The organism is Corynebacterium sp. UMB8791 (assembly GCF_054166365.1).
Genome location: NZ_JBSZCG010000127.1, coordinates 1 through 13,223, shown reverse-complemented (window position 1 = coordinate 13,223; position 13,223 = coordinate 1). Strand labels below are relative to the sequence as shown.

The 13,223-nt window shown below is 62.6% G+C and carries 13 protein-coding genes and 1 pseudogene; 9 read left to right on the top strand and 5 right to left on the bottom strand.

Annotated features, from left to right (window positions below):
- Nucleotides 1–76 precede the first annotated feature (76 nt).
- Genes ACXIUA_RS08355 through ACXIUA_RS08345 form a run of 3 tightly spaced genes read left to right on the top strand, consistent with a single transcriptional unit; the run spans nt 77 to nt 2,321 of the window.
- Nucleotides 77–913 (top strand): hypothetical protein, encoded by an 837-nt coding sequence (locus ACXIUA_RS08355; protein WP_457976556.1) that lies wholly within the window; start codon nt 77–79, stop codon nt 911–913.
- A 56-nt stretch (nt 914–969) separates the two neighbouring features.
- Complete coding sequence (locus ACXIUA_RS08350) at nt 970–1,626, top strand: helix-turn-helix transcriptional regulator (protein WP_457976555.1); 657 nt, start codon at nt 970–972, stop codon at nt 1,624–1,626.
- Nucleotides 1,623–2,321: a helix-turn-helix transcriptional regulator gene (locus ACXIUA_RS08345; RefSeq protein ID WP_083433271.1), complete on the top strand. Its 699-nt coding sequence runs from the start codon at nt 1,623–1,625 to the stop codon at nt 2,319–2,321. Before ACXIUA_RS08350 ends, ACXIUA_RS08345 begins: the two co-directional genes overlap by 4 nt.
- Here the strand turns inward: ACXIUA_RS08345 and ACXIUA_RS08340 are convergent.
- From ACXIUA_RS08340 to ACXIUA_RS08330, 3 genes are read right to left on the bottom strand one after another with little or no spacing between them, the layout of a single operon-like run.
- Nucleotides 2,293–3,453 carry a globin domain-containing protein gene (locus ACXIUA_RS08340; RefSeq protein ID WP_457976554.1) on the bottom strand — a complete coding sequence of 387 codons (1,161 nt, stop codon included), beginning with the start codon at nt 3,451–3,453 and terminating at the stop codon, nt 2,293–2,295. The genes ACXIUA_RS08345 and ACXIUA_RS08340 overlap by 29 nt on opposite strands.
- 23 nt (nt 3,454–3,476) lie before the next feature.
- Nucleotides 3,477–3,959 (bottom strand): hypothetical protein, encoded by a 483-nt coding sequence (locus ACXIUA_RS08335; RefSeq protein WP_457976553.1) that lies wholly within the window; start codon nt 3,957–3,959, stop codon nt 3,477–3,479.
- Nucleotides 3,960–3,963: 4 nt separating this feature from the next.
- Nucleotides 3,964–4,176 (bottom strand): helix-turn-helix transcriptional regulator, encoded by a 213-nt coding sequence (locus ACXIUA_RS08330; protein ID WP_070363332.1) that lies wholly within the window; start codon nt 4,174–4,176, stop codon nt 3,964–3,966.
- 332 nt (nt 4,177–4,508) lie between these two features.
- Between ACXIUA_RS08330 and ACXIUA_RS08325 the strand changes: the two are divergent.
- Nucleotides 4,509–5,750, top strand: a pseudogene (locus tag ACXIUA_RS08325) (glutaminase); the annotation flags it as partial.
- On the top strand, nt 5,742–6,164 hold the full coding sequence (locus tag ACXIUA_RS08320) for an SRPBCC family protein (protein ID WP_457976557.1): 423 nt from the start codon (nt 5,742–5,744) through the stop codon (nt 6,162–6,164). The pseudogene ACXIUA_RS08325 and the gene ACXIUA_RS08320, both read left to right, overlap by 9 nt.
- Nucleotides 6,165–6,576: 412 nt before the next feature.
- Here the strand turns inward: ACXIUA_RS08320 and ACXIUA_RS08315 are convergent, their stop codons facing one another.
- The gene (locus ACXIUA_RS08315) at nt 6,577–6,972 is read right to left on the bottom strand and encodes a hypothetical protein (RefSeq protein WP_457976552.1); all 396 of its coding nucleotides are present in this window, start codon (nt 6,970–6,972) and stop codon (nt 6,577–6,579) included.
- Nucleotides 6,973–7,484: 512 nt separating this feature from the next.
- Here ACXIUA_RS08315 and ACXIUA_RS08310 point away from each other — a divergent pair.
- The 4 genes from ACXIUA_RS08310 to ACXIUA_RS08295 are packed head-to-tail and all read left to right on the top strand — an operon-like array spanning nt 7,485 to nt 11,848.
- On the top strand, nt 7,485–8,063 hold the full coding sequence (locus ACXIUA_RS08310; protein ID WP_457976551.1) for a hypothetical protein: 579 nt from the start codon (nt 7,485–7,487) through the stop codon (nt 8,061–8,063).
- Nucleotides 8,063–9,061, top strand: a complete 999-nt coding sequence (locus ACXIUA_RS08305; RefSeq protein WP_457976550.1) for a S66 family peptidase — start codon at nt 8,063–8,065, stop codon at nt 9,059–9,061. Before ACXIUA_RS08310 ends, ACXIUA_RS08305 begins: the two co-directional genes overlap by 1 nt.
- A 9-nt stretch (nt 9,062–9,070) precedes the next feature.
- Nucleotides 9,071–10,537: an MFS transporter gene (locus ACXIUA_RS08300; RefSeq protein WP_457976549.1), complete on the top strand. Its 1,467-nt coding sequence runs from the start codon at nt 9,071–9,073 to the stop codon at nt 10,535–10,537.
- A complete protein-coding gene (locus tag ACXIUA_RS08295) occupies nt 10,538–11,848 on the top strand; it encodes a copper oxidase (RefSeq protein ID WP_457976548.1) in 1,311 nt (436 codons plus the stop codon). It abuts the gene before it with no gap.
- Between the two features lie 10 nt (nt 11,849–11,858).
- On the opposite strand, the gene ACXIUA_RS08290 is transcribed toward ACXIUA_RS08295, so the two are convergent.
- A complete protein-coding gene (locus ACXIUA_RS08290; protein WP_457976547.1) occupies nt 11,859–13,172 on the bottom strand; it encodes a multicopper oxidase domain-containing protein in 1,314 nt (437 codons plus the stop codon).
- Nucleotides 13,173–13,223: the final 51 nt, after the last annotated feature.

Below are 13,223 nucleotides of genomic sequence, written 5' to 3'. Positions count from 1 at the left end.
AGAAAAACCCTCGGGGGAACACAGAGTCTATGTCTGTGACCCAGATCCGAGGGACTACGTTGGCTACAATAGCACAATGACGTATCCAGTGCAGCCGCCTACAGGGAGCCACCACCTGTTATGGGGGTCTATTTCACCTGCTCGGATGGCGACATTTCTATCACACACGTCTCATCATTGCGCCGATGAGGCGCTTGAACTTTATGTATGGAATCGCGATTTGTCCATGGCCTTTATGGCCGATTTAGCGGTCCTCGAAGTTGCGTTACGTGAGGCTATTCATGCTGTTCTGACCGAGAAATGGGGCGTGCAGTGGTATCAGGAAATGCCTTTGGACGACCGGTCGCGAACGGCTTTGGCTAGTGCTTGGGAACGTCTGCCTGCTCACGTGAGATTGAACTCGGAACGTGGGGATTTACCAGGGAGACTAGTGGCCAACTGCATGTTTGGCTTCTGGACGAATCTGTTTGATAAAGGCGGTTATACCGGCCGAGGTCCTTGGCGCAGAAAGGTTGACAATGAGCGGAACTGGCCAGTTCTAGCAAAAGCATTCCCCGGCGGCAGGCGAGAAGCTGCACGTCAGCGGGATGAGCATCCTGAAAAGGCGAGAGCGATAACTTTTTCTCGTGTGTGGGTTCATCAGTTGTGCCAAGAGATTAATGAACTTCGAAACCGTGTTGCGCATCATGAACCGTTACTGAATGGTGTCCCACTTCGTGGACAAACACATCGAAATGAAAAAAGAAGGAGAACAGTTGAGGAGGCATTCGCGCAAATCTTGTCCCTCGCCCGCATGATTGACACTGACCTGGCTACGTGGTTGGTGGCCAATAGTGAAGTACCAGGTGTTATGGCGAGAAAGTGCGAAATAACCTCTTCATTACGTTCCTTCAATAAATACGGCCAGAAATAGGGAAAATCGGCGAGTTCGGTTTAAGCTGGTGAGGAGCTCTGACCGAAGGAGGACACGTGGATTCGGCGACCCCGCCTCAACCGACGACGGACCTGATGGACCGCGCCGCCGAGTTGAGCGTGAAACAGCGCGAGGTGCTTGATCGCCTGGCCATGCACCCGCATGGTGCGCAGGTCAGTGACATCGCCAAGGAGATGGGGATGCATCCCAACACGATCCGCGGGCACTTGGACGAGTTGCTGGCGAAAGACTTGGTCAACATCACCACGGCTCCGAGCGAGGGCCGCGGCCGCCCGAGCAACATTTTCCACACGCGCACCCCGCACCACTCGACCGTGACTCGCGAGTACATCGGCCTGGTCAGGACGATGGCGGAGTGCCTCACCGAGGGCGATACGGAGAAGGCGCGGGAGATCGGCCGCCAGTGGGCGCGTCAGACTCACAACGGGCGCGAGGTGCAGTCGGACGCCTCCGGGGCGTCCCAGCTCAACGCCCTGATCGCGATTCTGCGGGACCTCGGCTTCGACCCCTCCTACCCAAACCAGTCCGGCAACATTGGCCTCAACGCCTGCCCGTTCACGACGGTGGGCGTCAGCGCGCCAAGTTCGGTCATCTGTGCCCTGCACGCCGGCTACCTGGATGAACTCAGCGGCGGCATCGTGTGCAAGCTCGTTCCGTACAGCCGCCCATCGCAGTGTGAGGTCCAGCTATGACTATCGACGACGACGCCGTCCCCCTGCCCACCGCGGAACTGATGCGCCGCGCCGCCGAGTTGAGCCCGAAGCAGCGTGAGGTCTTGGACGCGCTTGATTCCTTCCCAGAAGGAGCCTTGCTCAGCGAGTTGAGCAAGGAGCTGGGCATCCACGTCAATACCGTGCGTGGCCACGTCGATGAGCTGGCGGAGCGCGGTTTGGTGGGCTGGCGTGTGGCCAGCCGCACCACCCGTGGTCGCCCCTCGCACGTGTACCACGCGCGCACCCCGCAGCGTCACGCTGTGATGCACGAGTACGTCGCGCTCGTCGAGTCGCTGATTGAGTCGCTCGCCGGCTTCGACCTGGACGCAGCCCGCGATTTCGGGCGCGCGTGGGCGCGGCGCAACGCGGACCGTTTCGGGGAGCCGCCCGAGGACTTCGAGGAGCTCGCCGCCGCGGTGCTGCGCTCTCTGCGCGAGATGGGCTTCGACCCCCTCGTCCGCGAGGCGGACGGCGACGCTTCCGTGGAAGTTGGCCTGCAGGCCTGCCCGTTCGTCGCCGCCGACGGCACCCCGCCCGCAGCCACGATTTGCGCACTGCACCAGGGGTTTATCGACGCCACCATCGGCCCCCACCACCTCGACTTCATGCCGTTCGACGCGTCGGGGCAGTGCGGGGCCCGGCTGGTTAACCGATCAGCCAGTCGTTCGGACTAAACAGCTCGAAGTACACGTTCGCCGGGTCGAGCTGTGCCAGGTCGTCGCGGATGGACTGCAGGAAACCCTCGCCGCCGCACAGGTACACGTCTGCGCCGGAAACGTCCAGGTCAGCAACGTTGAGGCGCTGGCCCTCGGCACGGAAGTAGGGGTGCAGGGAGGCGTCGTCAAGCTTGTCGACGAGCATCCGCATCTCATCCGCCTGAGCCCACGACTGCTGTGATTCGTCGACGTGCGCGACCGTGACCCTGCGTGGCGAGCCCTCCGCCGCGAGGTACCCCAAGATGCCGGTCATCGGCGTGGATCCGATACCGGAGGAGATCAGCACCACCGGGTTCGTGCCGGGCTGCAGCACCAGGTCGCCAGCGGCGAGGGTGGCGTCGACGGTGTCGCCGACGTTGACGTGGTCGCGCAGGAACGTGGACACTTCGCCCTCGGTCTCCACGGCGATGCGGTAGTGGGAGGCGTCGCCTTCGATGATGGAGTACTGGCGCAGCTGACGCGCGCCGTCCGGCAGCTTCACGCCGACCGACGTGTACTGGCCCGGGCGCGGCGCGGTGAGGTCGCCCTCCAGGGTGTAGGCGTAGACGGTGTCGCTGAGCTGGGTTTTCTCCGTGACGGTGGCGGTGCGGAACACGTCGCCTGCCTCCACGCCGTCCGATTCGTAGAGCTTGCCCTCGTGCTTGATCAGGACGTCGGCCATCAGCCAGTACACCTTGTCCCAAGCCTCGGCGACTTCTGGGGTGACGGCGTCACCAAGCACCTCGACGATGGCGGCCATCAGGTTGTCGTGCACGATCTGGTACTGGTCTGCCGTGATGCCCAGCGAGACGTGCTTGTGCGCGATGCGGTCCAGCATCATCACTGGGTCCGGTGCGTCGGGGTCCACCAGCTGCGTGGCGAACGTCGCCACCGACGCCGCTAGCGCCTTCTGCTGCGCGCCCTGCTTCTGGTTGCCGCGGTTGAACGTGTCCGAGATGAGTTCGGGGTGGGCGGTGAACATCTTGTTGTAGAAGGTCTTCGTGATCGTCTGGATGTTCGCGCCTACCGGCGGGAGCGTTGCCTTGATGATCTCGGCGTGCTCGTCGCTCAGGTAGGCCTGCTTCGGGTTCGGTTTCTCGTCAATGAACATAAACACGAATATACTCGTGTTTATTAATCTTCGAGATTTTGGTCCAGTCGCTCTTCGTCGCTGCGGCGCCGCGAGCGCTGCCAGCGCGGGGCGAAGATTGCGGCTGCGGCACCGCCGACGAGTGCGCCGATAACCATGCCGATGGTGCCGGCGGCCTCCCCGTTGAGGTCCTTTACCGCGATGCCGGCGAAGGTGATTGCGAGGAAAATCCAGATGGGTAGCGTTGACAGCGTGAAAAGCTTGTACGGGCGCGGGCGCGGGGCGTAGTTCTGCATCCACAGCGCGCCTGCAGCTTGTGCAAGTGGGCCGGGCACAAGCGCGAGCAGCGAGTAGATGGCCACACCACTTGGCAGGACCCAGGCGAGAATCGCCATGATGAACGTGGTGGTGTACATCAGCGTCTCCGAGGTCACGGTGCTGGACTGGTGGAGGATCTGCTGCTGGTATTCGTCGTCGGTGCCCTGGTTTGCCAGGGCGATCTTCTTGTCGCCGTACTGCTTCAACATGGGGTTATCCTTCCTGTTCGTCGCCGAAGAGGGCTTCAACGGTCTTGCCGAGGGTGTGTGCGATGTCGAGTGCGAGGTGGACGGAGGGGGAGTAGTTGCCTTTTTCGATGTTGGCGATGGTCTGGCGGGACACTCCCACCTGTGCGGCGAGCTCGGCCTGGGAGAGTTCCTGCCACCGTCGCCACTTGCGGACCATGTTTTCGTGTGTGTCTGGCATCAGCGCTCCTTTCTGCTTTGTAAGCACCTACGACAAACAATAAACTAAACACCCCACTATGTAAAGGAAAGTGGACAAAAAGGTAAGAGTAGGCGTCGATAGGCGCAAAGCTCTGGACTGTCGTGCATGCCTACGCCAGTGCCTGCGTACCTCGATAAGATCCTTGACCTCGTCCGCCATACCACCCAACATCCCACATGTGGGATGTAAGTGTTATGTTGTTTGACCTGCGTGAACTCGTCCTACATACCACTTTTTCGGTGGAACATACCACTCAACATCCCACATGTGGGATGTTATGTGGGATGTTATGTGGGAAGTAAGCTGGCGGCATGCCAACTCCAGTGCCTGCGTACCTCGATAAGATCCTTGACCTCGTCCGCGACGACGACGCCGGCGAGCCCGCCGACTACATCGAGTCGCTACGCACCGCCGACCCGGACAAGCTCGGCCTCGCCGTGTGCACCACGTCCGGCCACCTGTACTCCGTCGGTGACGACAGCTACGAGTTCTCCATCCAGTCAATCTCGAAGCCGTTCGTCTACGCCCTCGCGCTCGAGGAGCTCGGCGCGCAGGAGGTGCACAAGGTTGTGGGGGTTGAGCCCTCGGGGGAGGCCTTCAACGCCATCTCACTTGACGACGCCACCAACCGGCCCTCAAACCCCATGATCAATGCGGGCGCCATCGCCGTGAACCAGCTCATCAACGGGCCGGATTCGAGTGTCGAAGACCGCGTCGAGAAGATTCGGTCGTTCTTTTCCCGCCTTGCGGGCCGCGAACTGCGCATTGACCAAAACATCCTCGACGACGAACTGGCCACCGCGCACCGCAACCTGTCCATCGCGCACCTGCTTCGGGAATTCGGCATGGTGCAGGACCAGGCCCACGACGCCGTGAACTCCTACACGCAGCAGTGCTCCATCCTGGTCACCGTCCGCGACCTCGCCGTGATGGCCGCCACCTTGGCCAACGGCGGCGTCCAACCGATCACCGGCGAGCGCATCATGTCCGCCAAAGCCAGCCGAGTCACCCAAGCCGTGATGACGTCCGCCGGCATGTACGACGGCTCCGGCCGCTGGATGGTCAACGTGGGCATCCCCGCAAAATCGGGCGTGGCCGGTGGCCTCATCGGGACGATGCCGGGGCAGCTCGGCATCGCCTCGCTGAGCCCGCGCCTGGACAAGCAGGGCAACTCGGTACGCGGCGTGAAGATCTTCCGCGAGCTTTCCGAATCCCTCGGCCTCAACCTGATGAGCGCCGACTACTACGCGGCGCCGGGGATCCGGACGGTGGATCGTCGAGAAGCGAAGACCGTCGTGCAACTCCAAGGCATGATCAACTTCACCGCTGCCGAGAAAATCCTTCACGACCTCGGTGAATACCGCCTCGCCGGCAACCGCCTGGTGCTCGACGTCTCCCACGTCACCTCCTTCAACAAGGCCGGACGCCTGCTGATTAAAGAAGGCATCAAGCAGATCCGCGACCAAGGTTTCGACGTCTCCATCTACGACCCCGACGGCGCCATGCCCGACTACGAGTTCTCCGACGGCACCAAATTCCGCGCCGTGAAGGACTTCTCCACCGCCTTCGAGGTCCCGGCGAGCCGCACCGAAGTCTTCCGCGCAATCACCAGGCCACAGGAGTGGTGGGACGAAACCATCGAGGGCTCCGCCGACACCGCCGGCGGCGAGTTCCACTTCCAAAACGACGACCAATTCGCCGAGCTCTACGTCTCCGAAGCCGAGCAGGGCGACCGCCTCGTCTGGCGCGTCGAGCCCACCGGCAACCTGCTCGAGGACCCCGAGTGGGACGACACCGACATCATCTTCGAGCTTGAAGACGCCCCCGACGGCGACACCCGCGTCAAATTCACCCACCGAGGCATGCACCCGCACGAGGAAGGCTACGAGGAGGCCGCCGCCGACTGGAAGGCGCGTCTCCGCGACAAGTTGGAGCCGCTGATCAAGCGCGAAAGCAAATCGGAGTAGACTGCGCACCAAATTCCCTCACGTACGCTCTGTGTCAAGTGGTTGTGGGCCAGATTCATGGTTAACAATGCATCATCAATGCACGCGGCGTCGGCGCCGTTCCCAAACCGCCCCGCCCCCACAACCCATCACGATCTAACACCCAACCACGTTCACAACCACTTGACATAAAGCGTTCAAGCAACCTGAGCGGCGTTTCCCCAGGTCGCGAAAATGCAAACCCGGAATCTGGTGCAAAGGCCCGCGAGTAGGTGAAAATAACAACAACCCCAGGCACTTGACCCGGGGTTGTGGGGTATGGTGCGTCAATCTACATCGACGCTCTGTGGAAAAGGATAACATTAGCGACGATGCTCGGGGCTGCTCGCTTCGAGAAGTATTTCACTACCCGCACCCAACGGCCTCCAGTTCGTTACTTCGGCCGTGACATAAGAGACGAGAAATTAACAGTGCTGATAAAAGACCGAGGCCACTCCTCGTCGTCGGTCAAAAGCATGTCCTCCCACAAACGTGACACGGCCGCCCCGGGCTCAATAGGCTCTTCGATTGTCCCTAGCGCGGTGGAATAACTATACATATTCCATTCATCCTCGTTAACCGGTTCATCACTCTGAGCCTGGAGATCATGGAGCAAGTTTTCTTTCACGATTGGGTTAACCTCGTAAAACTCCACATCAGCAACCAGATAGACGGTTGTGAACTGCTTTACGCGCTCCACTCGTTCAAGATAGCGCTGATAGCACCGAGGAAGATCCTCCTCTTTGGCAAGGAAGTAGGTTCTAGTCAGAGTGATTTCGCTGAGTGTCATTTAGGGTTCCAATTCGTGTCATAGGCACCCGAAGGGCGGTACTTTCTCTGTGGGTAGCAATGCCTCTTCTAGACATTGTTGAACTTGTTCACGTACAGGTTAGCTTCTTTTCCAGTGTTGTCAGGGTGCGATGGATGGTTGCGGAATTGAACCATCAACCGCTAGAGCATGAGTCGCCGCGATGGACCAAGTTCGAAAGTGGGCGAGGAGAGGGGTACGGCGCCGGAGGCTCCAGTGCCAAAAGACGCAACCCAATTTGGTCCGGCCATTTAAAGTGCCAGGGCAGAAAAGTGCTAGATGTTAAGAAGGGTCAGATTTGGCACTCCTGCGAGTTTCCTGTGCACCACAATCCCCGTTTTCGAGCAACCCGAGCTGCGTTTCCCCAGGTCGCGAAAATGCAAACCCGGAATCTGGTGCAAAGTTCCAGATGGAGCGTCCACGCCCCATATGAGCAGCGCGCACCTAGTAAGGTGAGCTGCAGTATTGTTGCATATCCCTGAAGGAAGCCCCTCATGACGAACCCGTACCAGCCCGACGACACCCACCCTGGCACCAACGAGTGGGCGACCCAGCAGCAACAGCAGTACCAGCAGCCGTACTACCAGCAGCCATATCAGCCGCAGCCGCCGTACCAGCCGCAGCAGAAGAGCAACACCGGCCTGGTGGTTGCGTTGTCGGTGTTGGGGACGCTGGTGTTGTTGGCGTTGGCTGGAGCGGTGGCGTTTTTGGTTGTGCGGTCCGACGGGGCGAATGGCGAGCAACAGGATCCGGTGATTGTGACGGAGGTTGAGACGGTCACCCCAGAAAGCCAGAACAACCAGGGCAGCAAGCCTAATGTGAACCGGCGTGAGCCGATGGGGTCGAGTGTGGGGTTCTCGAACGCGACGGCAGAGACCCGGAACACGTCGTCGGAGTTCGCGGGCAATGTGTTGGCTGTGTTTAATGAGCGGGCTGCAGCCACGGGTGAGTTCCCGGGGTCGTTGAGTGTGTATAGCCCGGTGACGGGGCAGACGTACACGATGTCGTGTTGGCCGGCGGGTGGGGGAGCCCGGTGCCAGGGCGGTAATAACGCGTCGGTGTATTTGTACTAATGGCGTTGTATCCTCGCCCGTTGTCGGTGGGCGATCATGTGCGTGTGGTGGCTCCGGCGCGTTCGTTGGCGTATGTGGAGCAGGGCCCGGCGGGTCGTTTTGTGGCTGAGTTGGCCACGCGCCGCCTGGAGCAGCTTGGCCTGTCGGTGAGTTTTGGGGCGAATGTGCGGGTGTCGGACATGTTTTGGTCTGCGCCGGGCAAGTTGCGGGCTGAGGATCTTATCGACGCCTACTCCGACCCATCCGTCGACGGCATCATGAGCGTGATCGGCGGCTTTACCAGTAACGAGATTCTGCCTCACCTGGACTTTGATGTGATTGCGGAGCACCCGAAGTTCCTGTGTGGGAATTCGGATGTGTCGGCGTTGGCGAATGCGGTGTATGCGAAGACGGGCCAGGTGGTCTACGTGGGCCCGCATTGGTCGACGTTAGGGATGCGCGATTTCGGTGAGGTGACCCGTGATGCGTTTGTGCAGGCGGCGTTTACGGACGGGCCGATTGTGTGGCAGCCGGGGGACTGGTACACGGACGATGACTGGTTTATTAACCAGGATGGTCGTGTGCAGGAGCCGGATGATGGCTGGTGGGTGATCCAGGAGGGCCGCGCGGAGGGGATTGCGCTTGGGTCGAATTTGGGCACGTTGGGGTTGTTGTCGGGCACGGAGTTTATGCCGTCGCTGAATGATGCGGTGTTGTTTGCGGAGGTGACGGGGAAGTACACCGTGATGGATTTCCGGCGTGAGCTGGTGTCGTTGTTGCAGGCCCCGGATGGTCACGGGATTGAGGGCTTGGTGATTGGGCGTTTCCAGACCGCGAGCCGTGTCACGAGGGTGATGGTGGAGGAGATGGTGGCGTCGATACCTGAGTTGAGGGGGAAGCCGGTGGTGGCGAACGCATCGTTTGGGCACACGAACCCCTTGCTGACGTTCCCGGTCGGCGGGCGTGTGGATGTTTCGGTGGAGGGGGCAGAGGCGTCGATTAGCTTTCCTCGGGTGTAGCTTGTTGCTATGACTGATTCGACGCCAAGCCAGCGCTGGACCTTCTTTGCAGTGATTTCGCTCGGTCTGCTGATGATCGGGCTGGACAATTCGATCCTGTATACGGCGATGCCGGAGCTCAACGAGCAGCTGCACACCACCCCGACCCAGGGCTTGTGGATTATTAACGCCTACCCGCTAGTGCTGGCGGGGCTGCTGCTGGGCACGGGCACGCTGGGGGACAAGCTGGGCCACCGCCTGATGTTCATCGTTGGGCTGGTGGTGTTCGGGGTGGCGTCGCTGGCGGCGGCGTTCGCGCCGTCGGCGTGGCTGCTCGTGGGTGCGCGCGGGCTGCTCGGCATGGGTGCCGCGGTGATGATGCCTGCGACGCTCGCGCTGATCCGCCTCACGTTCCCGGACGAGCGGGAGCGCAACACGGCGATCGGTATTTGGGGGTCGGTGGCCGTGGTGGGTGCGGCGCTGGGCCCGCTGGTCGGCGGCGCGCTGCTGGAGGCGTTCTGGTGGGGCTCCGTCTTCCTCATTAACGTGCCGATCGTGCTCATCGCGCTGGCCCTGACGTTCTGGCTGGCCCCGGAGAACATGCCGAACCCGGCGAAGCACTGGGACCTTATCTCCTCGGTGTACGCACTGTTCGCGCTGTCGGGCCTGACCATGGCTATCAAAGAATTGGCGAACCCGAATTCCGGCTGGTCCCTGTTCGTGGTGGCGGTGGTGCTGTGCGTCGTCGGCGCGGTGTTGTTCGTGCGCCGCCAGGGGAAGCTGGCGGACCCGCTGCTCACCTTCGACATTTTCAAGTCGCGGATGTTCACCGGCGGCGTCGTCGCAGCAGCCGGCGGCATGTTCTTCATGGCCGGCGCCGAGCTGATGACCACGCAGAAGCTCCAGCTTGTCGACGGCTTCTCCCCCCTCCACGCCGGCGCGACAATTATTGCGATGGCGGCGGCGGCGATTCCGGCGTCGACACTTGGGGGCGCCTACCTGCACAAGATTGGCTTCCTGCCTCTGATTGGCGGCGGTTTCCTGGGCGCCGCCGCGGGTGCCGCGGCCCTGATTTGGGGTTCGGACGCGGGCAGCCTCGGCATCGAGATTGCGGCGCTGGCCGTGATGGGCTTCTCGGCGGGCTCGGTGATGAGCGTGTCCTCCATCGCGATTATCGGCGCGGCGCCGCTGCACCGCTCCGGCATGGCCGCCGGGGTGGAGGAGGTCTCCTACGAGTTCGGCACCCTGGTCACCGTCGCGCTGACCGGCTCGTTGCTGCCGATGTGGATGGTGCGCAACCTCCCCGCTGAGCTGCAGCCCATCGGCATGGACGCAATTTACGACGCCTCCACCAACGCGCTTGCCGCCCCCGCCTACGCCGGGGCGTACCACAATGTGCTTGTGATGATCGCCTGCTCGGCCCTGGTCTTTGGTGCGGTGACCTGGTGGTGCTTCCGCGATAACCCGAAGTCCGGCGACGCGAAGGTGGCGGCGTAAATGAGCGCACGCAGCTGGCACCGGAAGGCGTCCAAGCCGGTGAGCATCTGGATGTGGGTGTTCATCTTGATCGGGCTCACCCACACGCTGTTCCCCGAACCGGCGTGGCTGCTGATTCACATTTTCACGCTCGGAATCGTGGCGAACTCGATCGTGCTGTGGAGCGTGAACCTGACCGAGCGTTTCCTGCAGCAGCGCCTTCCTGAGGAGGCGCGCCCGGCCCAATTGCGGCGCACCTGGGTCCTCAACGCCGGCATCGTGTTGGTGCTGGTGGGCCAGGTCTTGGCCAGCTGGTGGGAGCAGCACTGGCTGGTCACCTGGGTTGGCGGGTTCCTGGTCGCTGTTGCTGTGTTGTGGCACGCGGTGGTGCTCGCCCGGTTGGTGCGTGACGCCGGCCCGGAGAAGCGGCACCGGCCCGCCGCGGTTGGGTACGTGGCGTCGGCTGCCTGCCTGCTCGTCGGGGTGTGCTTTGGTGCGTCGCTGTCGATGGGCCTGCCCGGCACCTGGCAGGAGCAGATCCGCCAGGCGCACCTGTTCGCAAACGTCGCGGGCTTTGTGGGCCTGGCCGCGATGTCGAGCCTGAGCGTGCTGTTCCCAACGATGTGGCGGATCAACGGCATGCGGGACCGCACCCGCGCGGCGATCTGGGGCGCGGTGGCCGCGATCGTGTGCGCGGTTACCGGCGCGCTGCTGGGGATTCCGCAGGTAGTCGCGGTTGGCGCGTTCGTCTACGTCGGCGCGTGGCTGTGGCTCTTCCAGGGCTTCGTGGTCAACGTCATCGACGTCCTGCGCGACCCACGCGACCGCATCACCTACCCGGGCCTGTCCGTCTTCGTAGCGATGTTCTGGCTGATCGGCACGATGCTCTGGTACGCCGTGGGCCTGGTGCGGACCGTCCCGGAGATCCCCACGCTGGCCCTCCTGCTCGGCTTCGTGGCGCCCCTGCTGATCGGCACCATGAGCTACCTGCTGCCCACCACGATGGGCGGCGGGCCGAAGGCGGTGCGCGCCGGGCTGCTGGAACTGTCCCGGGGCACCTACTTCCGGGTGGTGCTGTACAACCTCGCGCTAACGGTGTGGCTGCTGACGGAGCAGTCCTGGCTGCGGGTGGTGATGAGCCTGCTCGTGTTCGCCGTGCTGGTGGCGTACCTGCCGCTGCTGCGCAGGGCGGTGAAGGCCCAGGTGGCGGTGCTGCGGGGGCAGCGTGAGGCCCCGGTGGCGGGCGCCCACGTGGAGCGCCCCGCTGGGCAGTCCGCCCTGGCGCTGGCGCTGGTGGCGGCGATTGTCGCGTCCTTCGGCGGGATTGCCTGAGCCCGGTCACCTAGGGGGTGACCACGAACTGGCCGCGCTGTCCCTTTTCGGCGTCGGTCATCTGGTGGTTCACGAAGGTGTAGGTGCCGGGTTCGTCGAAGGTCATCTCGACGAACCCACCCTGGGCGGCGAGGAGCCCGAGCGCCTGTGAACCGGTGTCAGTGGCGCTTCGGATCTGGTACTGGCCTTCTTTGAACACGGTGTCGAAGATTTCGCCGACCACGTGGAAGCTCAAGGGATTGTCGGGGCCGACGTTGAAGAGCCACACACGGACGGTATCGCCGACGCGGGCCGGAATCGGCCGCTGCTGGTACTGGTTGGGGTAGCCGTTGAACGCGGTGAGATCGTAGAGCCCGGCGGCGACTCGCTCGGGGTCGGCGCCGTCCTCGCCGAGGAAGACCTCGTGTGAGAGGAGGACGTATTCGGCGTCGACAGGCGTGAGGTCCGGTGGGTCGATGACGACGGCGCCGAACATGCCGTTGGCGATGTGCAGGCTCATCGGCATGGTGGCGCAGTGGTACATCCAGATCCCGTAGCGGCGGGCTTCGAACTCGTACGTGAGCGATTCGCCCGGGGCGATCTGGGCCATGTTCGTATCGGGGTTGACCTCACCCGCGTGGAAGTCGATGGAGTGCTCCATCGTGCCGTCGTTGACGATGGTGATGCGGAACAGGTCACCGACGCGCCCGCGCAGTACGGGACCTGGCATTTCTCCGTCGAAGGTCCAGACGGGTTGGGTGACGCCGGGCGCAACCTGGCGCTCGCTTTCGGCAACGTGCCAGGTGTGTTCGTGCACTGTTCTTTCGGGAGCATCGGGCGCGGGAGGCAGCGCTGGGTCACGGTAGACCAGGCCGTCGTCAGGCCCATCCGCGGCGACTACCGGTCTGGGCGCGGCACTCGGTGAAGTGCTCGGGCTCGCCGACCCGACCACGACGTCGAACACCATCCCCATCGCCTTGTGGCCGGCGATCGTGCACCAGCCCTGCGTGGACTCGGTGAAGACGCCGAAGTCGTGGACGACGGTGTCGCCGGGATCGATGCGCCCGGTGTACTCGCTACCCAGCTTGAGGTCGTGCTGTTGGTCGTCGGAGTTGGTGATGGTGAGGATGAGGCGGGTACCGGAGGGGACGTCGATACGATTCGGCGTGAAGGCCATGCCGTGGATGTCGACGTCGAGGGTGGTGGCGCCGCTGGCGTCGATTGGCGCCGAGCTGCCATCGTCGCCTGCGGTCGAGCTCAGCGCGCTGAACACCACCATGAGCGCCACGAATACGGCGATGATGCCCCACGCCAGGCCGTCGGAGGTCTGCCCTTTTTTATTCACGGTCTCGATCGTAATAAATATGGTTCGAAATAGGGAAAGCTCGGCACCCAT